Source organism: Mesorhizobium sp. RIZ17 (assembly GCF_051127865.1).
Lineage (GTDB): Bacteria > Pseudomonadota > Alphaproteobacteria > Rhizobiales > Rhizobiaceae > Mesorhizobium > Mesorhizobium humile.
The window spans coordinates 6,833,451-6,859,792 of record NZ_CP147861.1 but is presented as its reverse complement, the minus strand read 5'-3'; the positions used below and the strand labels follow the sequence as shown (position 1 = coordinate 6,859,792).

General features: G+C 64.5%; 21 protein-coding genes and 1 pseudogene. 15 read left to right on the top strand and 7 right to left on the bottom strand.

Annotation, left to right across the window (positions count from 1 at the left end; translation table 11 throughout):
* The first annotated feature begins 12 nt into the window (after positions 1 to 12).
* Entirely contained in the window at positions 13 to 1,503 is a 1,491-nt protein-coding gene (locus WDX12_RS33345; RefSeq protein ID WP_434723492.1) for an aldehyde dehydrogenase, read from the top strand.
* Between the two features lie 50 nt (positions 1,504 to 1,553).
* Positions 1,554 to 2,489 carry a LysR family transcriptional regulator gene (locus WDX12_RS33340; protein ID WP_320297138.1) on the top strand — a complete coding sequence of 312 codons (936 nt, stop codon included), beginning with the start codon at positions 1,554 to 1,556 and terminating at the stop codon, positions 2,487 to 2,489.
* Between the two features lie 6 nt (positions 2,490 to 2,495).
* Here WDX12_RS33340 and argE read toward each other — a convergent pair whose 3' ends face one another.
* On the bottom strand, positions 2,496 to 3,653 hold the full coding sequence (gene argE / locus WDX12_RS33335) for an acetylornithine deacetylase (RefSeq protein WP_434723491.1): 1,158 nt from the start codon (positions 3,651 to 3,653) through the stop codon (positions 2,496 to 2,498).
* A gap of 270 nt (positions 3,654 to 3,923) precedes the next feature.
* On the opposite strand from argE, the gene WDX12_RS33330 reads away from it, so the two are divergent.
* From WDX12_RS33330 to WDX12_RS33305, 6 genes are all read left to right on the top strand, one after another.
* A complete protein-coding gene (locus WDX12_RS33330) occupies positions 3,924 to 5,993 on the top strand; it encodes an NAD(P)-binding protein (protein ID WP_434723490.1) in 2,070 nt (689 codons plus the stop codon).
* 293 nt (positions 5,994 to 6,286) lie between these two features.
* Positions 6,287 to 7,327, top strand: coding sequence for a proline racemase family protein (locus tag WDX12_RS33325; RefSeq protein WP_434723489.1), 1,041 nt, complete (start codon positions 6,287 to 6,289; stop codon positions 7,325 to 7,327).
* 222 nt (positions 7,328 to 7,549) lie between these two features.
* Positions 7,550 to 8,542: a cell division protein FtsZ gene (ftsZ, locus tag WDX12_RS33320; RefSeq protein ID WP_320297134.1), complete on the top strand. Its 993-nt coding sequence runs from the start codon at positions 7,550 to 7,552 to the stop codon at positions 8,540 to 8,542.
* A 222-nt stretch (positions 8,543 to 8,764) separates the two neighbouring features.
* Positions 8,765 to 9,052 carry a YciI family protein gene (locus tag WDX12_RS33315; protein ID WP_434723488.1) on the top strand — a complete coding sequence of 96 codons (288 nt, stop codon included), beginning with the start codon at positions 8,765 to 8,767 and terminating at the stop codon, positions 9,050 to 9,052.
* A gap of 14 nt (positions 9,053 to 9,066) precedes the next feature.
* A complete protein-coding gene (locus tag WDX12_RS33310) occupies positions 9,067 to 10,128 on the top strand; it encodes a maleylacetate reductase (RefSeq protein ID WP_434723487.1) in 1,062 nt (353 codons plus the stop codon).
* Between the two features lie 31 nt (positions 10,129 to 10,159).
* A complete protein-coding gene (locus WDX12_RS33305) occupies positions 10,160 to 11,068 on the top strand; it encodes an intradiol ring-cleavage dioxygenase (RefSeq protein ID WP_434723486.1) in 909 nt (302 codons plus the stop codon).
* Positions 11,069 to 11,434: 366 nt separating this feature from the next.
* Here the strand turns inward: WDX12_RS33305 and WDX12_RS33300 are convergent, their stop codons facing one another.
* Complete coding sequence (locus WDX12_RS33300; protein WP_434723485.1) at positions 11,435 to 12,931, bottom strand: aldehyde dehydrogenase family protein; 1,497 nt, start codon at positions 12,929 to 12,931, stop codon at positions 11,435 to 11,437.
* Positions 12,932 to 13,261: 330 nt separating this feature from the next.
* Between WDX12_RS33300 and fghA the strand changes: the two genes are divergently transcribed.
* The 3 genes from fghA to WDX12_RS33285 all read left to right on the top strand — a co-directional run bounded on the left by fghA (position 13,262) and on the right by WDX12_RS33285 (position 16,044).
* Entirely contained in the window at positions 13,262 to 14,095 is an 834-nt protein-coding gene (gene fghA / locus WDX12_RS33295) for an S-formylglutathione hydrolase (protein ID WP_434723484.1), read from the top strand.
* Positions 14,096 to 14,258: 163 nt separating this feature from the next.
* Positions 14,259 to 14,711, top strand: a complete 453-nt coding sequence (locus WDX12_RS33290) for a DUF2231 domain-containing protein (protein ID WP_434723483.1) — start codon at positions 14,259 to 14,261, stop codon at positions 14,709 to 14,711.
* Positions 14,712 to 14,751: 40 nt separating this feature from the next.
* Positions 14,752 to 16,044 (top strand): PQQ-dependent sugar dehydrogenase, encoded by a 1,293-nt coding sequence (locus tag WDX12_RS33285; RefSeq protein WP_434725746.1) that lies wholly within the window; start codon positions 14,752 to 14,754, stop codon positions 16,042 to 16,044.
* Positions 16,045 to 16,053: 9 nt separating this feature from the next.
* On the opposite strand, the pseudogene WDX12_RS33280 reads toward WDX12_RS33285, so the two are convergent.
* From WDX12_RS33280 to WDX12_RS33270, 3 genes and pseudogenes are all read right to left on the bottom strand, one after another.
* Positions 16,054 to 16,215 (bottom strand): annotated as a pseudogene (locus WDX12_RS33280) (LysR family transcriptional regulator); the annotation flags it as partial.
* A 100-nt stretch (positions 16,216 to 16,315) separates the two neighbouring features.
* Positions 16,316 to 16,813 carry a peptide deformylase gene (locus WDX12_RS33275; protein ID WP_434723482.1) on the bottom strand — a complete coding sequence of 166 codons (498 nt, stop codon included), beginning with the start codon at positions 16,811 to 16,813 and terminating at the stop codon, positions 16,316 to 16,318.
* 3 nt (positions 16,814 to 16,816) lie between these two features.
* Positions 16,817 to 18,022: an ROK family transcriptional regulator gene (locus WDX12_RS33270; protein ID WP_320297126.1), complete on the bottom strand. Its 1,206-nt coding sequence runs from the start codon at positions 18,020 to 18,022 to the stop codon at positions 16,817 to 16,819.
* Between the two features lie 223 nt (positions 18,023 to 18,245).
* On the opposite strand from WDX12_RS33270, the gene WDX12_RS33265 reads away from it, so the two are divergent.
* The 4 genes from WDX12_RS33265 to otsB all read left to right on the top strand — a co-directional run bounded on the left by WDX12_RS33265 (position 18,246) and on the right by otsB (position 24,289).
* Positions 18,246 to 19,304: a glycosyltransferase family 4 protein gene (locus WDX12_RS33265; protein WP_434723481.1), complete on the top strand. Its 1,059-nt coding sequence runs from the start codon at positions 18,246 to 18,248 to the stop codon at positions 19,302 to 19,304.
* A gap of 102 nt (positions 19,305 to 19,406) precedes the next feature.
* The gene (locus WDX12_RS33260; protein ID WP_434723480.1) at positions 19,407 to 21,569 is read left to right on the top strand and encodes an amylo-alpha-1,6-glucosidase; all 2,163 of its coding nucleotides are present in this window, start codon (positions 19,407 to 19,409) and stop codon (positions 21,567 to 21,569) included.
* Between the two features lie 150 nt (positions 21,570 to 21,719).
* On the top strand, positions 21,720 to 23,510 hold the full coding sequence (locus WDX12_RS33255; protein ID WP_434723479.1) for an alpha,alpha-trehalose-phosphate synthase (UDP-forming): 1,791 nt from the start codon (positions 21,720 to 21,722) through the stop codon (positions 23,508 to 23,510).
* On the top strand, positions 23,507 to 24,289 hold the full coding sequence (otsB, locus tag WDX12_RS33250; protein ID WP_434723478.1) for a trehalose-phosphatase: 783 nt from the start codon (positions 23,507 to 23,509) through the stop codon (positions 24,287 to 24,289). The genes WDX12_RS33255 and otsB overlap by 4 nt, the downstream gene beginning before the upstream one ends.
* Positions 24,290 to 24,309: 20 nt before the next feature.
* Here the strand turns inward: otsB and WDX12_RS33245 are convergent, their stop codons facing one another.
* Positions 24,310 to 25,047, bottom strand: a complete 738-nt coding sequence (locus WDX12_RS33245) for an ATP-binding cassette domain-containing protein (protein ID WP_181170190.1) — start codon at positions 25,045 to 25,047, stop codon at positions 24,310 to 24,312.
* An 86-nt stretch (positions 25,048 to 25,133) separates the two neighbouring features.
* A complete protein-coding gene (locus WDX12_RS33240) occupies positions 25,134 to 26,333 on the bottom strand; it encodes an alanine racemase (protein ID WP_320297120.1) in 1,200 nt (399 codons plus the stop codon).
* Positions 26,334 to 26,342: the final 9 nt, after the last annotated feature.

Genomic DNA, 26,342 nt, shown 5'->3' with positions numbered 1-26,342 from the left:
CCTGGAGCCAGCATGAGCGAACTCAGCCATAAGGAGTGGGTCGGCAAGGCGTCCGCGATCCGTTTTCGCGACAAGGCCTTCATCGACGGCAAGCCGGTGCCGGCGCGCTCCGGCCGGACCTTCGCCAGCATCAATCCGGCCACGGGGGCGACGCTCGCCGAGGTCGCCTCCTGCGGCGAAGAGGACATCGACCTTGCCGTTGCGGCGGCACGACGCAGCTTCGAGGCCGGCGTGTGGTCGCGAACGGCCCCCGCGCATCGCAAGCAGGTGCTGCTCAGGCTGGCGGAGTTGCTGCGCGAGAACCTGCCGGAGCTTGCGCTGCTGGAATCGCTGGACATGGGCAAGCTGGTCAAGGACGCGGCCACTATCGACGTGCCGGGCTCGGCGGCGATCTTCCAGTGGTACGCCGAGGCGATCGACAAGGTCTATGACGAGGTCGCGCCGACGGGCCAGGGCGACCTCGCTTTGGTGCGGCGCGAGCCGCTCGGCGTCGTGGGCGCCGTGGTGCCGTGGAATTTCCCGCTCGACATGGCGACCTGGAAATGCGCGCCGGCGTTGGCGGCGGGCAATTCGGTGGTGCTGAAGCCGGCCGAGCAATCGCCTTTCTCGGCGCTCAGGCTGGCGGAGCTCGCCATGGAGGCGGGCCTGCCCGCCGGCGTGCTCAACGTGGTGCCCGGCCTCGGCGAGACCGCCGGCCAGGCGCTTGGCCGACATATGGATGTCGATTGCCTCGCCTTCACCGGGTCGACCGCCGTCGGCAAATTGTTCCTGCAATATTCCGGCCAGTCGAACATGAAACAGGTCTGGCTGGAGACCGGCGGCAAGAGCCCCAATCTGGTGTTCGCGGATTGCGCGGACCTCGACGCTGCGGCCGACATGGCCGCCTTCGGCATCTTCTTCAACCAGGGACAGGTGTGCTCGGCCAATTCCCGGCTGCTGGTGGAGCGCGGCATCAAGGATGCGCTGGTCGAGAAGCTGGCGGAGCGCGCGGCGGCGACGCAACCCGGCGACCCCCTCGATCCGGCATCGAGGATGGGGGCGATGGTGGATGCGCGGCACGCCGCGACCGTCATGCGCTTCATCGATGGCGGCAGGAAGTCGGCCCGGCTGGTCACGGGCGGCGGCCGGATCTCGGTCGACGGGCGCGGCAGCTTCGTGCAGCCCACCATCTTCGACAATGTTGCGCCGGAGGATCCGCTTGCCCGTGACGAGATATTCGGCCCGGTGCTGTCGGTCATCGCCTTCGACAGCGAAGAGGAGGCGCTGCGGATTGCCAATGACAGCGTCTACGGGCTGGCGGCATCGCTATGGACCGACAGCCTGTCACGGGCACACCGCATCGCGGAAAGACTGCGCGTCGGCACGGTTTCCGTGAACACCGTCGATGCGCTGAGCCCGATGACGCCCTTCGGCGGCTTCAAGCAGTCCGGCTTCGGGCGCGACCTGTCGCTGCACGCGCTCGACAAGTACACGGCGCTGAAGACCACCTGGATCAAGTACTGAGGAGCGGCCACGACTTGATTGCCGCAACCAAACGGGCATCATAGAGGCCCATGCCGCTCCGCTTCACACTCAGACAGCTCGAGTACTTCGTCGCCGTTGGCGAAGCGGGTTCGATTGCCAAGGCGGCCGAGCAGGTCAATGTCTCGCCGCCGTCGATCTCGGCCTCGATCGCCCAGCTCGAAGCGGAGTTCGGCGTCCAGCTCTTCGTGCGCAAGCACTCGCACGCGCTGGCGCTGACGGCGGGCGGACGCCTGTTCCTCAAGGAAGCCGCGCGGCTGCTCAACGATGCGGATGCGCTGCACGACATTGCCGGCGATATAGCCGAAAAGGTGCGCGGGCCGCTGGCGATCGGCTGCCTGCTGACATTCGCGCAGATCGTGCTGCCGGCGCTGCGCCGGAAATTCGAGGACGCCTATCCGGATGTGCGCGTCAGGCAGTTCGAGCGCAACCAGGGGCAGTTGTTCGAAATGCTGCAGCGTGGCGAAATAGACGCAGCACTCACCTACGACCTCGAACTGTCGCAGGACATGACGTTCGAGCCGCTGATGCAGCTGCCGGCCTATGTGATGCTGCCAGCCGCGCATCGCCTGGCGGGCAGGGCGGGGATTACGCCCGAGGAGCTGGTCGACGAGCCGATGGTGCTGCTCGATCTGCCTTATAGCCGCGAATATTTCCTGTCGGCTTTCCAACCCAAAGGGCTGCGGCCCAGGATCGCCGAGCGCACCGGCGACATCGCCGTGATGCGCACGATGGTCGCCAACGGCTTCGGCTACGGCATCGCCAACATGCGGCCGCTCAACACCATGTCGCCGGACGGCAAGCTGCTGGTCTTCGTGCCCTTGCTGGGCGACATCAGGCCGCTGATGATGGGAATTGCGCTGCCGAATGCCGAGCACCGCACGCTGACGGTGCAGGCCTTCATCGACCATTGCCGCCGCTTCGTCGTCGAGCAAGGCGTCTTCGGCACCGAACGCATCGTCAAATGAGGAAGGTCACGGCCAGCCGTCGGCGAGCCGTGCCAGCAACCTTTCCAGCATCTCGTCGCAGCGCCGCAGCTGTTCGACGCCGACATATTCGTCCGGCTTGTGCCCCTGCGCCATGGAGCCCGGTCCGCAGACGACGGCGGGCGTGCCGAGATCGCGGCTGAACAATCCGCCTTCCGTGCCGAACGCGACCTTCATCGTGTCGTTGGCGCCGGTCAGCGATTTGACGAAAGCGACGGCTTCCGAGCTGGCCGGCGTGTCGAGGCCCGGATAGGTGTTGGTGATCTCGATATCGATCGCGGCTTCCGGCGCGATCGAAGCCGCGTCGGCGGCAATGCGCGCGGCGTCGCTGCGAAGTCTGTCGAGAATGCCGGCGGCATCGTCGGCGGCGACATTGCGGATCTCGAAATCGACCTGGCAGAAATTGGGCACGATGTTGAGCGCCACGCCGGCATTGATCTTGCCGACATGCACGGTCGTATAGGGAATGTCGTAGTCGCCGTCGCGGGCGCCGTCGCGGGCCAGCCGGTCCTGTTCGTCGCGCAGGGCGCGCACGAAATCGCAGCCGAGATGGATAGCGTTGAGCGCCAACGGGGCGAGCGCCGAATGGCCTTCACGCCCTTTGCAGAGAGCGCGCGCCGCGAGCTTACCCTTGTGCCCGGTCGCCACCTGCATGTTGGTCGGCTCGCCGACGATGCACAGCAGCGGCCGTTGGGGTGCTGCACTCAACATCTCGATCAGGTCGCGCACGCCGAGACAGCCGATTTCCTCGTCGTAGGAGAGCGCTAGATGCAAGGGCGTGCGAAGCGCCATTTTCGAGGCCTTGATGCAGGCAGCAAGGGCGCAGGCCACGAAACCCTTCATGTCCGCCGCGCCGCGCCCGAAAAGCCTGCCGTCGCGCTCGGTCATCGCGAATGGCGGCAGCGTCCAGTTCTGGCCGTCGACGGGAACGACGTCGGTATGGCCGGACAGCATGATGCCGGGCCTGTTGGCCGGGCCGATGGTGGCAAAGAGATTGGCCTTGTGGCCGTCGGCGCTGTGGATGAGCTGGCTGGCTATGCCGTTCGCTCCGAGAAGGTCGGCCGCATAGCCGATGAGGTCGAGGTTGGAGTCGCGGCTCACCGTCGGGAAGGCGATCAGCTTTTCGAGGATCCTGATGCTGTCCATGCTTCTTGTCCCGTTGCCACAGCCGGCTGTGTAGCACCATGCCGCCGTCGCCCTGAAGTCGCATTTGGCTCAGCGCCGGTTCACCTGAGGCTAATCCATGCAAGGGCGATTAGGCGCGTCCTAATCCGCGCAGAAGAAATCCGTAGTTTTCCCGCGACAGTGCCAACTTATGAGTAGTCTCCTTGTTGGAGCATGATCTTTTCCGAAAACCGGTTCCCACTTTTCGGGATCATGCTTTAGGCAGCGCCGAGCCGACGGGAAGGAAGCACCATGCGCGACCCACGCTACGACATTCTGTTCGAGCCGATGAAGATCGGACCGGTGACGGCCAAGAACCGCTTCTACCAGGTTCCTCATTGCAATGGCGGCGGTTACCGCGATCCCTCGGCCGCGGCCGAGATGCGCCGGATGAAGTCCGAAGGCGGATGGGGCGTCATCTTCACCGAGCAGACGGAGATGCACCACACCTCCGAGATCACGCCCTTCATCGAGCTGCGCCTGTGGGACGACGCCGATATCCCGGCGCTGGCCAAGATGGCCAAGGCCATGCACGAATATGGAGCGCTCGCCGGCATCCAGCTCGCCTATTCCGGCATCAACGGTCCCAACCTCTACACCAAGGAGGTCCCGCGCGGGCCATCGGCGCTGCCGATCCGCACCTTCACCAACGATCCGGTGCAGGCGCGCGCCATGGACAGAGAGGATATCCGCGACCTGCGCCGCTGGCACCGCAATGCCTTCAAGCGCGCAAAGCAGGCGGGTTTCGACCTGGTGTGCCTCTACGGCGCGCACGGCTTCGGCATCATCCAGCATTTCCTGTCCACCGCCACCAACCAGCGCAGCGATGAATATGGCGGCTCGCTGGAGAACCGCTCGCGGCTGATGCGCGAGCTGATCGAGGAAGGACGCGACGCGATCGGCGACACCTGCGGCCTGACGCTCAGGCTGTCGCTGGACGAGATGATCGGCGAGCTTGGCTTCGCCAATTCGGAAGTCCGCGACATGATCGAGATGCATGCCGAGCTGCCCGATCTATGGGACCTCGCGCACGGCGCCTGGGAGGATTGCTCGGGGCCGTCGCGGTTCAAGGAAGAGGCGGCGCAGGAGAGCCTGGTCTCCGGCATCAAGAAGCTGACCTCGAAGCCGGTCGTCGGCGTCGGCCGTTTCACCTCGCCGGACGTGATGGTGAGGATGATCAAATCGGGCACGCTCGATTTCATCGGCTGCGCCCGCCCGTCGATCGCCGATCCCTTCCTGCCGAAAAAGGTCGAGGAGGGACGTATCGAGGACATCCGCGAATGCATCGGCTGCAACATCTGCATCACCGGCGACATGACGATGTCGATCTCGCGCTGCACGCAGAACCCCACCTTCATGGAGGAATGGCGCAAGGGCTGGCATCCGGAGCGCGTGCAGGCCAAGGGCGACAGCGACAGCGTGCTGATCGTCGGCGCCGGGCCCGCCGGACTTGAGGCCGCCCGCGCGCTCGGCCTGCGCGGCTACCAGGTGGCCATTGCGGAAGCGGGCACCGAGCTTGGCGGCCGCGTGGCACGCGAGTGCCTGCTGCCGGGTCTCTCGGCCTGGGGCCGAGTGCGCGATTATAGGCAGTATCAGCTCAGCCAGATGCCCAATGTCGAGATCTACTTCGAAAGCCGGCTGTCGGCGGACGACATCCTGTCCTTCGGCTTCCAGAATGTCGCCATCGCCACCGGATCGACCTGGCGGCGCGACGGCGTCGCGCGCGCCCATATCGTGCCGATGCCGATCGACGCCGCGATGCCGGTCTACACGCCCGACGATCTGATGGACGGCAAGGTGCCGGGCGGCAATGTCGTGCTGTTCGACGACGACCACTACTACATGGGCGGCGTGCTGGCCGAGCTGATGGCGCGCCGGGGCGCGAAGGTGACCCTGGTGACACCTTCGGCCTATGTCTCGGACTGGACCCGCAATACGCTGGAGCAGGGGGCCATCCACCGTCGTCTGGCGGAGCTCGGAGTCGACATCGTGCTGAACAGGACCGTCACGAGCATCGTTCCGGGCGGCGTCGTGACGGCCTGCGTCTATACCGGCTCGAAACAGGACCTGGCCGCCGATGCCGTCGTCCTGGTCACGTCGCGCAATCAGGAGGACGACGTCTGGCGCGCACTGAAGGCCCGGGAAAACGAGTGGGCCAACAATGGCATCCGTTCGGTCAAGGTGATCGGCGATGCGCAAGCGCCAGGGCCGATCGCCTGGGCCACCTATGCCGGCCATCGCTTCGCCCGCGAGCTGGACGAAGCCGATATCGGCGACGCGCTGCCTTTCCGGCGCGAGGTGACGGCGCTGGCGGACGGGTAGCGCCGACACGGGAGCGCTCTATGGCGGCGTCAGGGGACCGCCGGCCGATATCACGGGTGGTCTCTCAGCCTTGCGCGCCGAGGTGGCCCGGTCGCCGCAGAGGACCGGCGTTCACGGCGCAAGGTCCCGCCACTTCCGAAGGGTTTCCGCCATTTCGTCATGCGCCGGCAAGCAGGCGGAAAAACATTGGCGGCCATTCTCGGATTCTCCTTGAGGCTGGCGCGCAGATTGATCAGTTTGTCCGGAACGCAACCGCTTGCGATGCGGATAGTCGCGATCGACAGGGAGAAACAATGCGCACGAAAACCAGCATCCGCGTCGTCGGCTGCCATGCCGAGGGCGAGATCGGCGATGTCATCGTGGGCGGCGTGCTGCCGCCCGCGGGCCGCACGATGATGGAAAAGATGATCACGATGGAACGCGACCACGACCATATCAGGCGCATGCTGATCTGCGAGCCGCGCGGCAGCGTTGCCCGGCATGTCAATCTCCTGGTGCCCTCGACGCGCGAGGATTGTGCCGCGGGCGCCATCATCATGGAGCCGACCGAATATCCGCCGATGTCCGGCTCCAACACGATCTGCGTCGCCACGGTGTTGCTCGAGACCGGCATGGTGCCGATGCAGGAGCCGGAGACGCGCTTCAAGCTGGACATGCCGGGCGGCGTCATCGAGGTGCGCGCTGAATGCAGCGACGGCAAATGCCTGTCGATCACGCTGCGCAATGCCCCCGCCTTCGCCGAGCGCCTCGATGCCAGTATCGAGGTGGAAGGGCTGGGCACGATCAAGGTCGATATTGCCTATGGCGGCATGTTCTACGCGATCGTCGATGCGCCCGCGCTCGGCTTCTCGGTCACGCCCGACGAGGCGCGCGAGCTGGCCGTGGCCGGCGAGAAGGTCCGCCGCGCGGCGCGCGAGCAGCTCGACGTCGTGCACCCGCAGTTCGACAATGTGCGCGGCGTATCCATCGTGCAGTTCGCCATGCCGTTCCAGGGACCGGGCAACGTCACGCGCAACACCTGCATTGTCTCGCCCGGACGCTCGGACCGCAGCCCGACGGGAACCGGCACCTCGGCCCGCATGGCGGTGCTGCAGGCACGGGGCCAGATGAAGGCCGGCGAGGTGCTGATCCACGAATCCATCATCGGCTCGCGCTTCACCGGCAAGATCCTCGAACTCACCGAAGTCGCCGGGCGCAAGGCGATCGTGCCGCAGATAACGGGCAGGGCCTGGATCACGGGCGAGCACAACTATTATCTCGATCCGACGGATCCCTATCCGCAAGGCTACGTGCTGTCGGACACCTGGGGCACCTCGACTTCGGTGACGCAATAGATTTCCTGCAACGACATCGGCTCGACTCAGTCGAGCGCCCAGGCGTTTTCCAGCGCTCGGAAGGGGCGTTTGCGCTTGCAGAATGTCAGCGGACCTTGCAGGGAGGCGCCCGCTCTGATTCCCTGCGGTTGGTGGGGATCACCTGATTCGTGTGCTCGTTGCTCCGGTTTCCGCATAGTCGCGCGGCGGAGCAGCGGGTGCTTTCGCTAGAAAGATGAAAAAATGACCGCCAAGCCGGAAATCCTGGAGATGAGACCCAAGATCACCGTTGTCGGGGTCGGCGGCGCCGGCGGCAACGCCGTCAACAATATGATCGCCGAGGGACTGCAGGGCGTCGAGTTCGTTGTCGCCAACACCGATGCCCAGGCGCTCACCATGTCGAAGTCGTCGCGGCTGATCCAGCTTGGCGCGCATGTGACCGAGGGCCTGGGCGCCGGGTCCTTGCCCCAGGTCGGAAGTGCTGCCGCGGAAGAATCCATCGACGAGATCATGGATCATCTGGCGGGAACGCATATGTGCTTCATCACCGCGGGCATGGGCGGCGGCACCGGGACCGGTGCGGCGCCCGTGATCGCGCGTGCGGCGCGCGATGCCGGCATCCTGACGGTGGCTGTCGTCACCAAGCCTTTCATGTTCGAAGGCAAGCGTAGGACTCAAGCCGCCGAGGAAGGCATCGAACGCCTGCGCGAGAGCGCCGATACCGTGATCGTCATCCCGAACCAGAACCTCTTCAGGGTCGCCGACGCCAGGACCACCTTCGCCGATGCCTTCGCCATGGCGGACCGCGTTCTCTACGCGGGTGTCGGCTGCATTACCGATCTCATCGTCAAAGAAGGCCTGATCAATCTCGATTTCGCCGACGTAAAGTCGGTGATGCGGGATATGGGCCGGGCGATGATGGGAACCGGCGAGGCCTCCGGGGAGGGGCGCGCCAAGATCGCGGCCGAGGCGGCGATCGCCAATCCGCTCCTCGATGAAGCCTCCATGTCCGGCGCCAGGGGACTGCTCGTGTCGATCTGCGGCGGCATGGACATGACGCTGTTTGAGGTCGACGAAGCCGCGACGCGGATAAGGGAAGAAGTCGACGCCGATGCCGACATCATCGTCGGCGCCATCTTCGACCAGGCCCTGGCGGGAAAGTTCCGCGTGTCCGTCGTCGCGACCGGCCTGCGCAAGAGCGCGGAGATCGCCCAGTTCGAGCAGCGGATCGCCTGAGACCACGGCGACCTCGCGGCCGCGCTTGTCCCCGACGGCACGACGCAATTGGCCGATATCCATTTCCGGCGGCGAACAATTCGGGGACCGCATCGGCTTGGCATCTGTCCATTTTGGACCAATTCAGCGGCCTGTTCGACAGGCACCGGTTTAAGTTCCGGCAGGGAGGAGTAGAACTTAGCGACGATCGATGAAGCGTCGCGCCTGCCCGGGAGGACTATCTTGCTCTTTGCCGTCCACTGTCTCGACCATGCCGATGCGCTTCAGCGCCGGCTCGCCAATTATGATGCCCACAGGGCCTATCTTGCCGCCGGCTCGGTCGCGACCGTGATCTCCGGGCCGCTGGTCGCGGCGGACGGCGCAACCATGATCGGCTCGCTCTTCGTCTTTTCCGCTGAGAGCATCGAGGATGTGAAGGCATTCAACGCCGGCGACCCATTCAATGCCGCCAATATCTGGCAGAGCGTCAGCATCAATCCCTTCCTGATGCGTGTCGACAACCGGGTCTGACGGGGAGAGGCTCAATGAAAAGCTTCGTCTATAACGGCCAGCCGGCACGCGTCGTCTTCGGATCGGGCACGATCGCAAGGCTGCCTGAGGAGATCGACCGTCTGGGGTTGAAACGCGTGCTCGTGCTGGCGACGCCGCCTAAGGAGGCCGACGCCCGGCGTCTTGCCGGATCGCTCGGCGGTGCGGCGGCCGGATTCTATGCCGGGGCCACGATGCACACGCCCGTGTCGGTGACCGAGGACGCGCTGCGGGTCGTGGCGGAACTCAAGGCCGACGGGCTGGTTGCGGTCGGCGGCGGCTCCACGACGGGCCTCGCCAAGGCGATCGCCTTGCGCACCGACCTGCCGCAGATCGTGATGCCGACGACCTATGCCGGCTCGGAAATGACGCCGATCCTCGGCGAGACGAAGGACGGCGTGAAAGTCACCCAATCGAGCCCGAGGGTGCTGCCGGAAGTGGTCATCTACGACGTCGACCTGACGATGACGCTTCCCGCTTCCTTGTCGGGAACCAGCGGCATGAACGCCATCGCCCATGCCGTCGAGGCGCTCTATGCGAGGGAAAGCAATCCGGTGATAAACCTGATGGCGACCGAGGCCATTGGCGCACTGGTGAGCGCCTTGCCGGTCATCGCCGAGAAGCCGCATGACCGCGATGCGCGCTCCAAGGCGCTCTATGGCGCCTGGCTCTGCGGCATCTGCCTCGGCTCGGTCGGTATGGCGCTGCATCACAAGCTTTGCCATACGCTGGGCGGCAGTTTCGATCTGCCGCATGCGGAGACCCACACGATCGTGCTGCCGCATGCGCTGGCCTACAATGCGCCTGCCGTTCCGGCCGTCATGCAAACCTTGCGGGCGGTGCTGAAGACGGACGATCCCGCGATGGCTCTCTACGATCTCGCGGGCGGGATCGGCGCCAGGCGCGCGCTCTCCGAGATCGGCATGCCGGCCGACGGGATCGACATAGCGACGGACCGCGCGCTGGCCAATCCCTACTGGAACCCGCGGGCGCTGGAGCGAGAACCGATCCGCGCTCTTATCGCGCGAGCCTATGCCGGCGAGCGGCCGCGGGCCTGAGAAGCTGAATGTCCCTGGAGGAGTTATCGCCATGACAGGCATCGCGGACGCCGCTCGACCGAAATATCCCTATTTCGAGGAAGAGACCTCGGTCGACGTGGTCAACGCGCGCATGGGACCGGATGTCGACCCGCGCCTGAAGGAGGTCATGGGTGTGCTGGTCAAACATCTGCATGCCGCCGTCAAGGAGATCGAGCCGACGCATGAGGAGTGGCTGCAAGGCATCAAGTTCCTCACCGATGTCGGCAAGATGTGCTCCGACTGGCGGCAGGAGTTCATCCTTCTCTCCGACACGCTCGGCGTTTCCATGCTCGTCGACGCGATCAATCACCGCCGCCCGAACGGCGCTACGGAAAACACCATCCTCGGGCCGTTCTATGTGCCCGAGGCGCCGCGCTACGAGCACGGCGCGAACATCTGCCTCGACGGCAAGGGCGAGCCGATGGTGGTGCGTGGGCGCGTGCTCGACACGCAAGGCAAGCCGATCGCCGGCGCGCTGATCGACGTCTGGCAGACCAATGACGACGGCTTCTACGATGTCCAGCAGAAGGACGTGCAGCCCGGCTGGAACCTGCGCGGCGTCTTCACCACCGACGAGAAGGGCGAATACTGGTACCGTTCGGTCAAGCCACGCTACTACCCGATCCCCGACGACGGACCCGTCGGAAAGATGCTCGCCGCGCTCGGGCGTCATCCGAACCGCGCGGCGCATGTGCACTACATCGTCAGCGCGCCGGACTATGACCCGGTCATCACCCACATTTTCGCGCCCGACTGCCGCTACCTCGCCGAGGACGCCGTCTTCGGGGTCAAGGATTCACTGATCGCCGATTTCATCAAAGTCACCGACTGGGAAAAGGCGAGCGAGCTCGGTCTCGAAGCGCCGTTCTGGTCCGTCGAATGGGATTTCGTCCTGGCTCCCAAGACAGCGGGGACTTGAAGCTGGCCAGTTTCGTCCAAATTGGACAAAAGCTGCCGCGGGCCACCTGATCGGCGTATCCTTCCTGCCGGGAAGGAGAGTTGCGGATGAACGATCACGAGTTCCTGCGCGTCTATGATTTCGTGGATCGCCTGCGCCGGCCTTTCCTCGGCGTCACTGTTATTTGCAGGCCGTCCTCACCTGAATATCGGCATACCCCGTAAAGCACATCGCGCTGAAACGGATTCAGGCGACGCGCTTTAAGTCTTTGTTTTGATGCATGTCGTTGTCCCAGAACCGCTGCACACTTCTGGGCGACATGCATTAGGTCCTTTGTTTGATGCATGTCGTTGCCGCAAAACCGAGGTCACTTTTGCGCGACATGCATTAGTCGGTCTGGATCCAGACCGCCTTCGTTTCCAGATATTCGTGCAGATGCTCGACGCCGCCTTCGCGGCCATAGCCGGACATCTTCATGCCGCCGAAGGGCACGGCCGGGTCGATGGCGTGGTACATGTTGACCCAGACCGAGCCGGCCTTGACGCGGCGCGCGAGCTTGTGCGCGGTGCCGAGATTGGTGGTGAAGATACCAGCCGCCAGACCATAAGGCGTCGCATTGGCGCGCGCGACGGCTTCATCCAGCGTGTCGAAGGGCATCGCCGAGATGACCGGTCCGAAGATCTCTTCGCGCGCGATGGTCATCTTGTCCGACACCGCGCCGAAGACGGTCGGCGCGATGAAGTTGCCGCCGTCATAGAGCTCGCCCTTCAGCCGCGAGCCGCCGGCGACCAGCCGGGCGCCTTCGTCGCTGCCGGCCTTGATGTAGCCTTCCACCTTGCCGGCCTGCCTCGCATTGATCAGCGGCCCGATTTCCGTCTCCGCCTCGATGCCGTGGCCGATGCGCAGCTTGCCGGCGAACTCGGCGACCCGGCGCACGAACTCGTCATGGATCTCGCGCGCTACGAACAGGCGCGATCCGGCGATGCAGATCTGGCCTGAATGTACGAACACCGCCATCGCCGCGACCGGCACGGCCTTGTCGATATCGGCATCGCGGCACACGATGATCGGCGACTTGCCGCCAAGCTCCAGCGAAACGCGCTTCAGGTTGGTGACGCCGGCGCGGGCGATGGCCTGGCCGGTCAAGGTCGAGCCGGTGAAGACGATCTTGTTGACATCGGGATGCTCGGCGAGCCGCGCGCCGGCCTCGGCGCCGGTTCCGGTGACGATGTTGACGACGCCGTCGGGCACGCCGGCCTCCTGCATCAGCTTCGCGATCAAAAGCGGCGTCAACGATGCGTCTTCCGACGGCTTGAGCACGATGGTGCAGCCGGTGGCCAGAGACGGCGCGATCTTCCAGATCGAGGCTGCGGTGGGCGCATTCCAGGGGATGATCGCGCCGACGACGCCGACCGGTTCGCGACGGGTGAAGGTGACGATCTCGCCGGGAATGGAATTGTCGATCGCCTCGCCATGCAGCGCGGTCGCCATGCCGCCATAGAAGCGCAGCATGCCGATGACCCTGCGCCGGTTGGCCAGCGTGCGGGTGATCGGCAGCCCCATGTCGAGCGTGTCGGAGACGCTGAGCTCTTCCCAATGCTTCTCGAACAGGTCGGCGATGCGCAGAAGCACGCATTGCCGTTCGTAGGGCGAGAACTTGGACCAAGGCCCCTCGAACGCGGCCCGCGCGGCGGCCACCGCGGCGTCGATATCGGCGGCTCCGCCGCGCGGCACGGTCGCCAGCACTTCGCCCGTCGCCGGGTTCAGCGCCTGCATCACCTCACCGGACTGCGCCGCGACCCACTTGCCGGCGATGAACATCGGTCGGAATTCGCCATGGTAGAGGGTGGTGGCCTTCGCCCTCGGGTCGAAGTTCAGCGTCATCGTCTCCTCCTCACGAATTCCGACGCGACTATTACTCCCGCCGAGGGCGACCTCAAACAGGGAAAGCTAAAAGGGCGTCCTCCATCCGGATGATGCAGCGTGATTGATCGGGGAGGGCGCGGACGGATCTGGGTATCCAATCATGGCGGCCGGTAGCTCGGCGGCGCGGTATCGAGCGTCGATGCGACCGGCCCGGACTTGATCGCTCCGGCGGGCTAACCGGACGCAAGCCTCATCGCGCCGTCCATCCGGTTTGCCGAGGCGGCAGGTTGCGCCGATCGTGCCCGGCGGTTATGTCGGGTCACGATTTCCTGACGAGAGGCAGAGTTGATGAAGGTCGTTTCCACCTCCAAATCGCATGGCGGCGTCCAGGGCGTTTACTCGCACACCTCCGACGTCTGCGCCTGCGACATGACCTTCGCCGTGTTCGTGCCGCCGCAGGCCAAGGACGGGCCGCTTCCGGTCCTGTGGTACCTGTCGGGCCTGACCTGCACGCATGCAAACGTCATGGACAAGGGCGAGTACCGGCGGCTGGCATCCGAACTCGGGCTCGTGATCGTGTGCCCCGACACCAGCCCGCGCGGCGCCGACGTTCCCGACGAGAAGGACAATTGGCAGTTCGGCTGCGGCGCCGGCTTCTACCTCGATGCGACGCGGGAGCCCTACGCGAAGAATTACCGCATGTATTCCTACATCACCGAGGAACTGCCGGCGCTCGTTGCCGCCAATTTTCCGGTCGACATGTCGCGCCAGGCCATCTTCGGCCATTCGATGGGCGGACATGGCGCCCTGACCATCGCGCTGAAGAATCCGCAACGCTACCGGAGCTGCTCGGCTTTCGCGCCGATCGTGCAGCCGTCGACGGCCAACTGGTCGCGGCCTGCTTTCGAAAGATATCTCGGATCGGACGAAAAGAGCTGGCGCGCCTATGATGCGACGCTGCTGATCGAGGATGGGAAGCGCTTTCCGGAATTCTTCGTCGACCAGGGCGCGGCGGACGGCTTCCTGCAGGACGGTCTTCGGCCATGGCTGCTCGAAGAAGGATGCAGGAAGGCAGGCATCGATCTCACCCTGCGCATGCACGAGGGCTACGACCACTCCTATAATTTCATCTCGACCTTCATGGACGATCACCTGAAATGGCATGCCGGCCGGCTTGGGTGATTGTCGTCCGTAAAATGTTCGCCCGGCCACCTCACGGCCTATTCCGCGCCCGCCATGGCTGACAATCGGGCGTTCACCTTCTGGTGAGCGCGCGAATTTTCGCCGGAACATTCGCCTTTTCGCGCTGTTGGGTTTCAACCGCAGCGCGGAAAGGAGCGTTCGCATGGACAATCCGCGATCCACGGCAAGCATAGCCGGCCATCCCATACACCCGATGCTCGTCACCATCCCGATTGCCTGTTTCGTCGGAACGTTGCTCACCGATATCGCCTACTGGCGGACAGCTGAAATGACCTGGGCCAATTTCTCGGCCTGGCTCCTGACCGTGGGTGTCATCGTCGGTATCCTGGCCGCCATCGCCGGGCTTACGGACTTTCTTGGGGGCCGCAAGATACGTGCTCAGCCGACGGCATGGCTGCACATGGCCGGCAACCTCGTCGTGCTTGTCCTTTCCTTCTTCAACATGCTGATCCACACGCGCGACGCATGGACATCCGTCGTGCCGACCGGGCTGATCCTGTCGGCGCTGGTGGTCGTGATCCTGATCTTCACAGGCTGGCTCGGCTGGGCGCTGGTCTATCGCCATCATGTAGGAGTGGCCGATGAGACGGTTTGACAGCGCAATCAAATGGACGACCGCGGCGCTTTGCTGCGTGATGGCCCTGGGCGTCGCCGGCTGCAGCGACGACAACACCGATCCGAACGCCCAGATCGGCCCGAATCCGAAGCTGCCGGAGATAAACCAGTACCTGTTCCCGCCGATGCATCTGGCCTCGGTGGTCGGCTGGAAAAACGACGAAAAGCCGGCCGTCGCGCAAGGCCTGCAGATCGAGGCCTTGGCCAAGGGGCTTCAGCATCCGCGCTCCCTTTACGTGCTGCCCAACGGCGACATTCTGGTGGTGGAATCCAAGGCGCCTCCCGAGGCCTCGGCCAAGCGTCCGAAGGATATCGTCATGGGCTGGGTCGAAGGCTGGGTCACCTCCGGCGGGGACACCGGGCCTAGCAACCGCATTACGCTCCTGCGCGACACCAACGGCGACGGCAAGCCAGATTACCAGGGCGTGTTCCTCGATCATCTCACCTCGCCCTTCGGCGTGGCGCTGGTCGGCAACGACCTTTATGTCGCCAACACGGACGCGATCGTGCGCTATCCCTACCAGCCGGGCGACACCAAGATCACGGCGCCCGGCAAGGTGCTGACGGAACTGCCCGGCGGGCCGATCGATCACCACTGGACCAAGAGCCTGGTCGCGAGCCCTGACGGTTCGCTGCTCTATGTCGGCGTCGGTTCGAACAGCAACATCACCGAGAACGGCATCCAGGCCGAGAAGGACCGCGCCGCGATCTGGGAGGTGGACCGCGCCACCGGCCGCTCGCGCATTTTCGCCAGCGGGTTGCGCAATCCAAACGGCCTCTCCTTCGAGCCTCAAAGCAAGGCGCTTTGGACCGTGGTCAATGAGCGCGACGAGCTCGGGCCGAACCTCGTGCCGGATTATATGACCTCGGTGAAGGACGGCGCCTTCTATGGCTGGCCCTACAGCTATTACGGCCAGCATGTCGATCCGCGCGTCATGCCGCAGCGGCCGGACATGGTGGCCAAGGCCATCCCGCCGGACTACGCGCTGAGCTCGCATGTCGCGCCGCTCGGGCTTGCCTTCTACACCGCGAGCAACCTGCCGCAATCCTATCGCGGCGGCGCTTTTGTGGGCGAGCATGGCAGTTGGGACCGCTCCCGCTTCAACGGTTACAAGGTGGTCTTTGTGCCTTTCAGCGGCGGGCATCCAAACGGCATGGCGCAAGACGTCGTGACCGGCTTCCTCAACGACAAGGGCGAGGCGAGAGGCCGTCCGGTCGGCGTTGCCGTCGACAAATCCGGCGCGCTGCTGATTGCCGACGATGTCGGCAATACGGTGTGGCGGGTCACGGCAGCGGCGCCCGGATCCACGTAAAAGCCAGGCTCAATCCGCCGACATCGACCGGGCCATGTCGAGGAAGGCGCGCACCAGCTTGCCGCCGCCGCGTTCGCGCAGGCAGATCAGCGCTTCGTCCATCAGCGTCTCCGGCGCGTCGATCGCAATCGGCACCAGCCGCGAGTCGTGGCCGAATTCGGCCGCCGAGACGGTCGCGCATTTCGTGCTGATCTCCGCCTTCACCTTCTGCTGCCGCTGCTCGGGTTCGAACGCGTCACCGGCCGTCAGACGAGTGCGTAGCCTCAGCAATCTAGGATGCCCGCAGTTTGCCGTAGCGTTTGATCAGGCGCTCGCGCTTCAAGCGTGACAGCCTGTGCGTCCAGAAGAGCCCGTCGAGCTGGTCGATCTCATGCTGGTGGCAGGCCGCCAGCAGACCCTCGGCGTCCTCGAACCGCTCCTTGCCCTCGAGATCCTGATAGCGAACCCGCACGCGGGCGTGCCGCTCGATATCCTCCGTCACACCGGGCATCGAAACGCTGCCTTCCGCATGGCGGATCATTTCGGTCGACGCCTCGACTATCGACGGATTTACAAAAATCCCGGACTTGGAGGAGGAAGGAAGTTGGATCGCCACCACACGTTTCAAAATGCCGATATGCGGGGCGGTGATACCAATCCCGGGCGCAGCATACATGGTGTCGAGGAGATCGATGGCGAGACGGAACAGCTCGACGTCGAACCGTTCGACGGGATCCGCGACCGCGCGCAGCAGGGGATCGGGAAATTTTATGATCGGGTGGACTGCCATGTATCAGCTCACAGGCTTCTGCAGCACGTCGAATTGCGGGTTGGTTTCCGAGAAAATCGGCAAGGCCGCGGCGCCTAGCACGGAGGTGTCCTTGCCCGCGGCGCCGACCAGCACTCGCGGGGTCATGCGGGCGCTGGTCGAGCTCACCGAGAGATGCAGCGGTTCGAGTCGGCTGGCCAAAGCCTCGATCACCGGCAGCGGCATGAAGCCGCCGAGCACGACGGTCTCGGGATCGAGCGCCATTTCCAGGATATCGATCGCCTGCCGCAACGGATCGACCGCCTCGGCGAGCCAGGCTTCGAAACGGCTGTCGCCCTTTGCCAAAAGCTCTTCCAGCAGGTCGGGAGAGGCATGGTCGGGATCCGGCAGGTCGAGCCTGTCATAGGCCGCGCGCAGCGAAACGTAGCGCTCCAGGCAGCCGCGCTTGCCGCAGTCGCAGGGCAGGCCGCCCGGCCTGACGATGATGTGGCCGATCTCGCCGGCATTGTGGCGGCTTCCCTTGTAGAGATGGCCGTCGAGAAAAAGGCCGGCGCCCAGGCCTGTCCCGATGAAGAGGTAGACGAAACTGCCGAGCTTGCGGGCAACGCCATAAAGCCGCTCGCCGATAGCCGCCGCGGTGGCGTCGTTCTCGACGGTGACGGCGATACCTGTCAGCCGCTCCAGTTCGTCGGCGACCGGAAAATCATGCCAGCCGGGGAGCGCCGTTGGGCCGACCGACGTCATGCCTTCGACGCCGAACGGCCCGGGCATCGCCATGCCTATGCCGAGCAGCTTCGCCCTGTCGAGCCGGGACGTTGCGATCAGGTCGCTCGATATCCCGGCAAGCAGCGGCATAGCCCGCGTGGGCGTCGGCCGGTCGACATGTCTCTCGATGCGGGCGCGCATGGTGCCGGAGAGATCGGTGACGACGCCGACGGCCAGCTGGTGGTCGAGCTGCAGGCCGATCGAATAACCGCCATCCGGGTTGATGGAGTAGGGGACGGCCGGCTGGCCGCGCGCGCCTTTCAGCGTTGCTTCCGGGCGCAGCAGCCCGGCCGCTTCCAACTCCTCGACGATGTTGGAGATGGTCTGCGACGACAGCGCCGTTAGCCTTGCAATCGCCGCCCGCGACAGCGCGCCGTTGGTGCGGATCGTTTCGATCACCACACGCCGGTTGTGCGATTTCGCCTGCTCGAGGTTGGTGCCGGAGATGGCTTTCTTGAGGGTCATTCGGTACTTACCAGTCACGGAAACTGTAGATTGCTACTTCAGAAAATCAAGTTGATTTAATTACTTAGCGCTAGGCATCACTTTTAGAACGAGGCGAGGTTGAAAGCCCTGGCCGACCTGTCATGCCCTGTCGAGCGGATATCAATCGTGCCCCGCGACTAATTGGGCAGGAACGATCTCGCGGCTGACGCATTTTGCCTCGCATCAACAGCCGAGGGACCAGATGCGCATAGCCCATGTCGCGCCGCTTTATGAATCCGTGCCGCCGAAACTCTATGGCGGGACCGAGCGGATCGTCTTCTACATCACCGAAGCGCTGGTCGAGCTCGGCCATGATGTGACGCTGTTCGCGAGCGGCGATAGCGAGACGTCGGCGCGGCTGGTGCCTGGACGCGACCAGGCAATACGCCTCGACGCGCGGCTGAAGAAGTCGGAGATCGCCGCGCATCTGGCCATGCTCGCCGATGTGCGCGAGCGCGCCGACGAGTTCGACGTCATCCATTTCCATCTCAGCCACTTCCTGCATTTCCCGTTCTTCGAAGAGATCGCGGGACGGACGGTGACGACGCCGCACGGCCGGCTCGACTATGTCGACCTGGCGCCGGCCTATAAGCGCTTTCCGCGTTTCCCGATGATCTCGATTTCGCAGAGCCAGAAGCGCGGCCTGCCGGACGCGAACTGGCTGGCCACCATCCATCACGGACTACCGCTCGATGCCTACCGGCCGACCTACGAACCACAGGGGGAAGAGCCGTATCTCGCCTTCCTCGGACGCCTGTCGCGCGACAAACGGCCGGACCGCGCCATCGAGATCGCGCGGCGTTCCGGGTTGAAGCTGAAGCTGGCGGCCAAGATCGGCGACGACGACCGCGCCTATTTCCGCGATAACATCGAGGCGCTCATCGACGGTGACCGCATCGACTATGTCGGCGAGATCACCGAGGACGAGAAGGCTGAGTTTCTCGGCAATGCGGCAGGCCTGCTGTTTCCCATCGACTGGCCGGAGCCGTTCGGCCTCGTCGCGATCGAGGCCATGGCCTGCGGCACGCCGGTGATCGCCTGGAACAACGGCGCCTTGCCGGAGATCGTCGACAATGGCGTCACCGGTTTCGTGGTGGACAGTGTAGACGATGCGGTAGCGTCGATGCCAGCACTTCTCGATCTCGACCGGCGGCGTGTGAGAGCCGTCTTCGAGAAGCGGTTCTCGGCGACAAGAATGGCGCGCGACTATCTTGCTGCCTATATGCGCCTGACCGGCATGCCGGAGGCCAAGGCCTCCTGACCTTCACTGCGCCAATCTACGAGATAGAGCATGATGTCGTCCGAAACCGCTTCACACTTTTCGGCGTCATGCTCCAGGGCGGGGCAAACGAAGAGGTGACGAATGACGGAGCTCGACGAGCGCAAGCTCGATCCTGCCGTGGCCCTTTCCTCGCTCGACGAGACGGCGCCGCGGGAACCGCACCGGCTTTTTGCCCTCAAACAGGGCGACTGCTTCGCCGTCGCCGATGCCTATGGCGACATCAGGGGGGCGGGCGACGGGTTCTTCCGCGACGACACGCGAGTGCTGTCCGAATTCCGGCTGACCATCGGCGGCAGGCAGATGTCGCTGCTCGGCGCATCGCTCAGCCAGGACAATGTGCTGTTCACGTCCAACCTGACCAACCTGCCGATCAAGAGTGCCGGCGGGCGCGATATCCCGCAGGGCGCGATCCATATCGAGCGAGTCAGGCTCATCTGGCAGGACAGGTTGTTCGAGCGGATCACGCTTTCCAACTACAGCCGCGAGCATTCCACCATCACCGCCTCGCTGCACTTCGCCGCCGATTTTCGCGACATGTTCGAAGTGCGCGGCTCGACGCGGGTGAAGCGCGGTACGACGCATGTCGCCAAGACCGACAAGACTTCGGTGCTGCTCGGCTATGACGGTCTGGACGGCCTGCCGCGGCTTTCCGCGATCTCCTTTTCGCAGGCGCCGGACCAGTTGAGCGACAACCGCGCCGATTTCCTCATCGCGGTGACCAAGCGCAGTCAAAAGGTGCTCTATATCGAGGTTGGCCCGGAGATCGCCGATGCGCCCGACCGCGACCGCTTCCGCGCCGCGGCGGCACGAGCCCGCTTCGGCATGCGCGCCAAGCGCAGACACGGCGCCACAGTGCACAGCTCGGGTCGCGTCTTCAACGATTGGGTCGAGCGCGCCCGCGCCGATGTGGCGCTGCTCACCACCGAGCTTTCCACCGGGCCTTACCCTTATGCCGGCATTCCATGGTTCTCGACGGCGTTCGGACGCGACGGCGTGATCTCGAGCCTGCAGATGCTTTGGCTCAATCCGGGCCTGGCGCGCGGCGTGCTTGCCTTTCTGGCCGAGCACCAGGCGACCGAGACCTCGCCCTTCAGTGATTCCCAGCCGGGCAAGATCATGCATGAGACCCGCAAGGGCGAGATGGCGGCGCTGCGTGAGCTTCCTTTCGGCCGCTATTATGGCGGCGTCGACACCACGCCGCTCTATATCCATCTGGCTTCTGCTTATGCCGACCGCACCGGCGACATGGCCTTCATCGACAGGCTTTGGCCATCGCTCAAGGCCGCCGCCGAATGGACGGAGGAGGCAAGCCGCGCCACCGGTTTCGTCACCTACCAGCGCGCCGCCGAATCCGGTCTCGCCAACCAGGGCTGGAAGGACAGTTTTGACTCCGTCTTCCATGCCGATGGGCGCATCCCCAAGGGGCCGATCGCGCTGGTCGAGGTGCAGGGCTATGTGTTTGCCGCCTTCCGCGGCCTGGCCGCGCTGGCGCGCCGCCGCGGCGAGTTCGCCGACGCCGAGCACTGGGAAAACCGGGCCGAGGAAATGCGGGTCGCGGTGGAACGCGACTTCTGGCTGGACGACATGAATTTCTATGCACTGGCCATCGATGGCGAGGGCCAGCCCTGCAAGGTGCGCACATCAAATGCGGGACACCTGCTTTTCGTCGGGCTGCCGCAGCCTGAGCGCGCCAAGCTGGTCGCCGAGCAGTTGCTCTCGGCCTCTTTCCATTCCGGCTGGGGCTTGAGGACGCTCGCCGACGATGCGGTGTTTTTCAACCCGATGTCCTACCATAACGGCTCGATCTGGCCGCATGACACGGCGCTTTGCGGCGTCGGCCTCGCGCGTTACGGTGAACGCGACAGCGTGGTGCGGCTGATGAGCGGCACTTTCGAGTCGGCCGTGCATTTCAACATGCGGCTGCCAGAACTGTTTTGCGGGTTCGCTCGGGCCCCAGGCGAAGCGCCCATCGCCTATCCCGTCGCCTGCCTGCCACAGGCCTGGTCGGCCGGTTCCACCTTCATGCTGATGCAGGCCTGTCTGGGCCTGGAAATCGATGGCTGGAAAGGCGAATTGCATGTCACGCGCCCAAGGCTGCCGATCGGCATCGACACCCTCGTGCTCCGGCATCTGAGCGTCGGTGACAAGGCCGTCGATTTGACCTTCCAGCGGGTCGGCGACCGTGTCGCCGCCTTCCTTTCCGATCGTCATGAAGGCCAGGTGCCGCTTATCGTGCGGACTTAGAAGAAGGCGTCGCAAGTCCGCGTTCAACAATCGGAAAATGTCGGAACCGACCGGCGGTTTGTGCGTTGCACACCTGAACCGGTCTGCCCGTCCGCAGCAGGCAAGAACGAAAAACAAAAGAGCGACAGCCGGAGGCAACCTGGCGTTTCAATGACACAATATGGCGTTGACCTGTTTTTGGTCCTTATTCTCGCAAGCCTCGGACTTTCCGCTCTCGCGATCTTCATTTCGGTATCCCGGCGTCGTCACCATTCGAGAGCTGCTGCTTCGCAAGCTTCCGGCGACGACTTCGCCACCGAGGCCGCGCGCAAGGTGCTGCGCGAATTCGAGAAGAACGGGCAGTCCGTCGACGCGGCTCTGGTCACATGGTCGCCGGATACGCTGCGCAAGATCCTCGCCGACGAACTGCCGGATGCGCAGGTGATCGTCGTGTCCAATCGCGAGCCTTATATCCACAACGAAACCAAGGACGGCGGCGTCGAACTCGTCGTTCCGGCGAGCGGGCTGGTCTCGGCGCTCGAGCCGATCACGCGCGCTTGCGGCGGCACCTGGATCGCCTATGGCGGCGGCAGCGCCGACCGAACGGTGGTGGACAGGAACGATCGCGTGCAAGTGCCGCCCGAAAATCCGTCCTACACGCTGCGCCGCGTCTGGTTGAGCGACGACGAATATCAAGGCTACTATCTCGGCTTCGCCAATGAGGGCTTGTGGCCGCTTTGCCATATCGCGTTCACGCGTCCGATCTTTCGCGAGTCGGACTGGGAGGCCTATGAGGCCGTCAACCGCAAATTCGCCGAGACGGTGGTTGCCGAGGCGCGTAACGAACGACCGATCGTGCTGGTCCAGGACTACCACTTCGCGCTGTTGCCGCGCATGATCCGCGAGCGGCTGCCCGAGGCGATCGTCATCACCTTCTGGCATATCCCCTGGCCGAACTCGGAAGTGTTCAGCATCTGCCCCTGGCGCGAGCGCATCCTCGACGGCCTGCTCGGCAGCTCCATCATGGGCTTCCACACTCAGTTCCACGCCAACAACTTCACCGAAAGCGTCGACCGCTTCATGGAAAGCCGCATCGAGCGGGCGGACGCCGCAGTGTCCTATGGCGGCCAGGTGACGCTGGTGCATTCCTATCCGATCTCGATCGAATGGCCGGCCGAGCTCCTGAAAGCCCTGCCCAGCGTCGAGGAGTGCCGGGCGCGTGTTCGCAGGCGGTTCAACATTCCGGCGGACGCCAAGCTCTGCGTCGGCGTCGAACGTCTCGACTACACCAAGGGCATCCTCGATCGCTTCCACGCATTGGAGGAGCTGTTCATTCGTCATCCCGAAACGATCGGCAATGTCGTCTTCCTGCAGATCGCGGCGCCCAGCCGGGGCACGCTGCCGGCTTACAAGCATCTGCATGAGGAATGCCTGCGCTACGCCGAGGAACTCAACCAGCGCTACGGCGGCCAATCCTACCAGCCCGTCGTCATGGTCGCCGAGCACCATTCGCAGGCGGCGGTCTACGAACTCTATCGCGCCGCCGACATCTGCCTCGTCACCAGCCTGCATGACGGCATGAACCTTGTCGCCAAGGAGTTCGTGGCGTCGCGCGACGACGAGCAGGGCGTGCTTTTGCTCAGCACCTTCGCCGGCGCCTCGCGCGAATTGCTGGAGGCGCTGATCGTCAATCCCTACGACGCGGCGATGATGAGCGAGGCGATGCTGCAGGCGCTGACCATGGGACCGGAGGAGCAACATGAGCGCATGCGGCGCATGCGCGATATCGTGCGCGACAACAATGTCTTCCGCTGGGCCGGCAGCATGCTGCTCGACGCGGCGCGGCTCAGGAAGCGCGGCGACCTCGACCGGGTCACGGCTTTATACGAGCGGCCGGCAGGGCCCACCGGCGACAATGTCGTTTCCATGTTCGAACGCAAACAGGCAGTCGGATTCCGATGAATAGTCAAGCAGATCTCACCCCGACGCTTCCCGAAGGCCGCTGGGCGCTTTTCCTCGACATCGACGGCACCTTGCTGGAGCATGCGGCGCATCCCGATGCGGTATCGGTCAGCGACGAGTTGCGGCAATTGCTGCAGACGATCGAGCATCGTCTCGACGGAGCGCTCGCCTTCATCACCGGGCGCTCGATCGCCGCTGTCGACCATCTGTTCGATCCGCTGAAGCTCAGGATCGCCGGCCTTTACGGGCTGGAGCACAGACTTCTGCCGGATGGAGAGATCGAGGCCGCCGATGCGCCGGCGGATATGGCGGCGCTTGCCGATGAGATCGAGCTGGAGCTAGCAAGCAAGGCCGTCTATGTCGAGCGCAAGGGTCCTGTGCTCGCCATCCACACGAGAGCAGCACCCCAGCTTCTGGCACGGGCGACGGAACTGGTCGAGGCAGCGCTCAGCCGGTTGCCGCAAGGCTACCGCGTCATCGCCGGCAATGCCGGCGTCGAGCTGATGCCGCTCGAAGCCGCCAAGGGCGCCGCGATCCGGCGGTTCATGCAGCTCGATCCGTTCACCGGCAGGCGCCCGGTGTTCCTGGGTGACGACACGTCCGACGAGAACGGCTTCGACACGGTCAATGCCGCCGGCGGGATTTCGATCCGCGTCAAGCCGCAAGGCGAGACCGCGGCGCGCTTCGCCATCGAAGATGTCGCCAGCGCCATTGCCTGGCTCGAAGCCAATTTCGGCGAGCCGGTCGCGCAAACGGCCCGCGGCAATCTCGTCGCCTAAACCGGACAGACGCTACCCGGCTACTGTTGCTGCAAGCCTGTGATCATGGCGATGATCTCATTCTTGTCGGTCTTCTTCGTCTCGCGCACGCCGATCTGCTTGCCGCGCCTCAAGACACAGATGCGGTCCGACAGTTTGAACACCTGGTCGAGGCTGTGGCTGATGATCAGGATGCCGACATTGCGCTGCTTCAGCGACAGAACGATTTCTTCCACTTTCGCCGTCTCGGCAACGCCGAGCGCCGCGGTCGGCTCGTCGAGCAGGATCAGCTTGCTTGCCCAGTGCGTCGCCCTGGCGATCGCCACGCCCTGGCGCTGACCGCCGGAGAGGTCGCGGATGGTGGCATGCGCGGAAGGGATGCGCACATCCAGTTCCTTCACCAGCTTTTCCGTCTCGGCGATCATGCGGCGGCGGTCGAGCAGGCCGAAGCGGTTCAGCGGCTCGCGGCCGAGGAACATGTTCATGTAGACGGTCTGCTGGTCGGCCAGCGCGAGGTCCTGATAGACCACCTCGATGCCGTGCGCGCGCCCCATGGTGGCGTTCGACATCGTCACCGGCTTGCCCTCGATGGCGATCGTGCCGGAGGAGGGCGGATGCACGCCCGAGACGATCTTGACCAGCGTCGACTTGCCGGCGCCGTTGTCACCGACAAGCGCCACGATCTCGCCCGGGAAGACCTCCAGCGAGAAGTTCTCGATCGCGGTGATGCCACCGAAATTCTTGCGGATGTCCTGAAGCTGCAGGATGGGCGCGTTCATCGCATTCTCCTTCGTTGGAGCACGATCTTGTCCGAAAACCGGTTCCCACTTTTCGCTGACGCGGTCCTTCGGTTCGGGATCATGCTCTAGACAGGCCAGGCATAGGGTTCGCCAAAGCCGTTCTCGATGGTTTCGACCTTCGGATTGCCCTTCGAAATGCCGGAGACGCCGACAACATAGGCGCGGGTGACGAAGGCCTGGCCGCGGAAGCCGAAGACGGCGCTGTCGCCGGGCTTCGGCGCACGTGCGCCGGAGGCGTCGATCATGGCGTAGTAGTCGATCGCCGAAGGCGGCGGCACCTCGACGCTTTTGAGCGCGGAAGCGGCGGTGGTCGGTTCGGCCGAGACAATCGCCTTGACGTCATAGTCCGGGAAGATCGGGTCGATATAGAAGCCGCCGCCGAAGCAGTAGGCCTTGCCGCCCGACAGATGCGAGACCTCGGTGAGATAGAGCACGGCAGGCAATTCCGGCAGGTCCTCCATGACATGCAGCGCCGTGGTGCCGTGCAGGCCGTTGCCGGGCTCGCACTGCGTGGCGCCGGCTTCCGCCAGCGCGGCCAGCATGACGCTCGACGTCGTGCCCGGCGCATTGATTTCGATCTCCTTGCGGCCCGCCTTGGCGAGCGCCTCGGCGGCCTTGCTCAGTGTCGCCAGATTGGGCGTCGGCAAAACCTTTCGCGCGGCATGGTCGAAGAGCAGGGCAGGGAAGGTGGTGATGCCGGCGAAGCGGCCGCCCGGAACGGCATCGAGCCGGTTGGCGATTGCGACAACCTCGCCGGCGTCGAAGCCGCCTTCATGGCCGCGGTAGAAAATGTCGCCTTCCGCCGCAATGCGGGCGAGCAGGTTCTGGACATAGCCGGCGGCCTTGGCGCCCTTGCCTGCCTCCTCGGCCTTGGTGTCGTTGAAGACGGTCCAGTAATCCGGCTTGAACGTCCTTGCCGCAGCATCGGCTTCGAATTTCGCGATCTGCTGCAGATGGCCGAGATGGCCAAGCTTCATCCCGGCCTTGTGCGTGGCGCGTGCGCAGGCCATGTCGACCGCTACCGCGCGTTCGATGCCGCCGCGCATCACCGCCTTGCAGAACGAGCTCGAGCGTCCGACCTGCTTGGTCATGGCGAAGACCTTCAGGCCGAGCCGGTCGGCTTCGTCCCTGAGGACCTTGGCATTGTGCTCGACCGTATCGAGATCGAGCACATAGGCGTTGGCCGGCAGCTTGCCCTGCTGGTGAAGGCCGATCGCTGCTTCGATGAAGGCGGGGTTGCGGCGGCGCAGAACGTCGAGAAACATGGGTCGATT

What these genes read in the sequence shown, in the direction of transcription:
- WDX12_RS33300 (WP_434723485.1), bottom strand. Translation starts at nt 12,931, where the DNA reads ATGACGCTGAACTTCGACCCGAGGGCGAAGGCCACCACCCTCTACCAT.
- WDX12_RS33325 (WP_434723489.1), top strand. Translation starts at nt 6,287, where the DNA reads ATGCGCACGAAAACCAGCATCCGCGTCGTCGGCTGCCATGCCGAGGGC.
- WDX12_RS33285 (WP_434725746.1), top strand. Translation starts at nt 14,752, where the DNA reads ATGGCCCTGGGCGTCGCCGGCTGCAGCGACGACAACACCGATCCGAAC.
- WDX12_RS33310 (WP_434723487.1), top strand. Translation starts at nt 9,067, where the DNA reads ATGAAAAGCTTCGTCTATAACGGCCAGCCGGCACGCGTCGTCTTCGGA.
- WDX12_RS33255 (WP_434723479.1), top strand. Translation starts at nt 21,720, where the DNA reads ATGACACAATATGGCGTTGACCTGTTTTTGGTCCTTATTCTCGCAAGC.
- fghA (WP_434723484.1), top strand. Translation starts at nt 13,262, where the DNA reads ATGAAGGTCGTTTCCACCTCCAAATCGCATGGCGGCGTCCAGGGCGTT.
- WDX12_RS33340 (WP_320297138.1), top strand. Translation starts at nt 1,554, where the DNA reads ATGCCGCTCCGCTTCACACTCAGACAGCTCGAGTACTTCGTCGCCGTT.
- WDX12_RS33345 (WP_434723492.1), top strand. Translation starts at nt 13, where the DNA reads ATGAGCGAACTCAGCCATAAGGAGTGGGTCGGCAAGGCGTCCGCGATC.
- WDX12_RS33305 (WP_434723486.1), top strand. Translation starts at nt 10,160, where the DNA reads ATGACAGGCATCGCGGACGCCGCTCGACCGAAATATCCCTATTTCGAG.
- WDX12_RS33290 (WP_434723483.1), top strand. Translation starts at nt 14,259, where the DNA reads ATGGACAATCCGCGATCCACGGCAAGCATAGCCGGCCATCCCATACAC.
- WDX12_RS33270 (WP_320297126.1), bottom strand. Translation starts at nt 18,022, where the DNA reads ATGACCCTCAAGAAAGCCATCTCCGGCACCAACCTCGAGCAGGCGAAA.
- WDX12_RS33330 (WP_434723490.1), top strand. Translation starts at nt 3,924, where the DNA reads ATGCGCGACCCACGCTACGACATTCTGTTCGAGCCGATGAAGATCGGA.
- argE (WP_434723491.1), bottom strand. Translation starts at nt 3,653, where the DNA reads ATGGACAGCATCAGGATCCTCGAAAAGCTGATCGCCTTCCCGACGGTG.
- otsB (WP_434723478.1), top strand. Translation starts at nt 23,507, where the DNA reads ATGAATAGTCAAGCAGATCTCACCCCGACGCTTCCCGAAGGCCGCTGG.
- ftsZ (WP_320297134.1), top strand. Translation starts at nt 7,550, where the DNA reads ATGACCGCCAAGCCGGAAATCCTGGAGATGAGACCCAAGATCACCGTT.
- WDX12_RS33260 (WP_434723480.1), top strand. Translation starts at nt 19,407, where the DNA reads ATGACGGAGCTCGACGAGCGCAAGCTCGATCCTGCCGTGGCCCTTTCC.
- WDX12_RS33245 (WP_181170190.1), bottom strand. Translation starts at nt 25,047, where the DNA reads ATGAACGCGCCCATCCTGCAGCTTCAGGACATCCGCAAGAATTTCGGT.
- WDX12_RS33275 (WP_434723482.1), bottom strand. Translation starts at nt 16,813, where the DNA reads ATGGCAGTCCACCCGATCATAAAATTTCCCGATCCCCTGCTGCGCGCG.
- WDX12_RS33265 (WP_434723481.1), top strand. Translation starts at nt 18,246, where the DNA reads ATGCGCATAGCCCATGTCGCGCCGCTTTATGAATCCGTGCCGCCGAAA.
- WDX12_RS33240 (WP_320297120.1), bottom strand. Translation starts at nt 26,333, where the DNA reads ATGTTTCTCGACGTTCTGCGCCGCCGCAACCCCGCCTTCATCGAAGCA.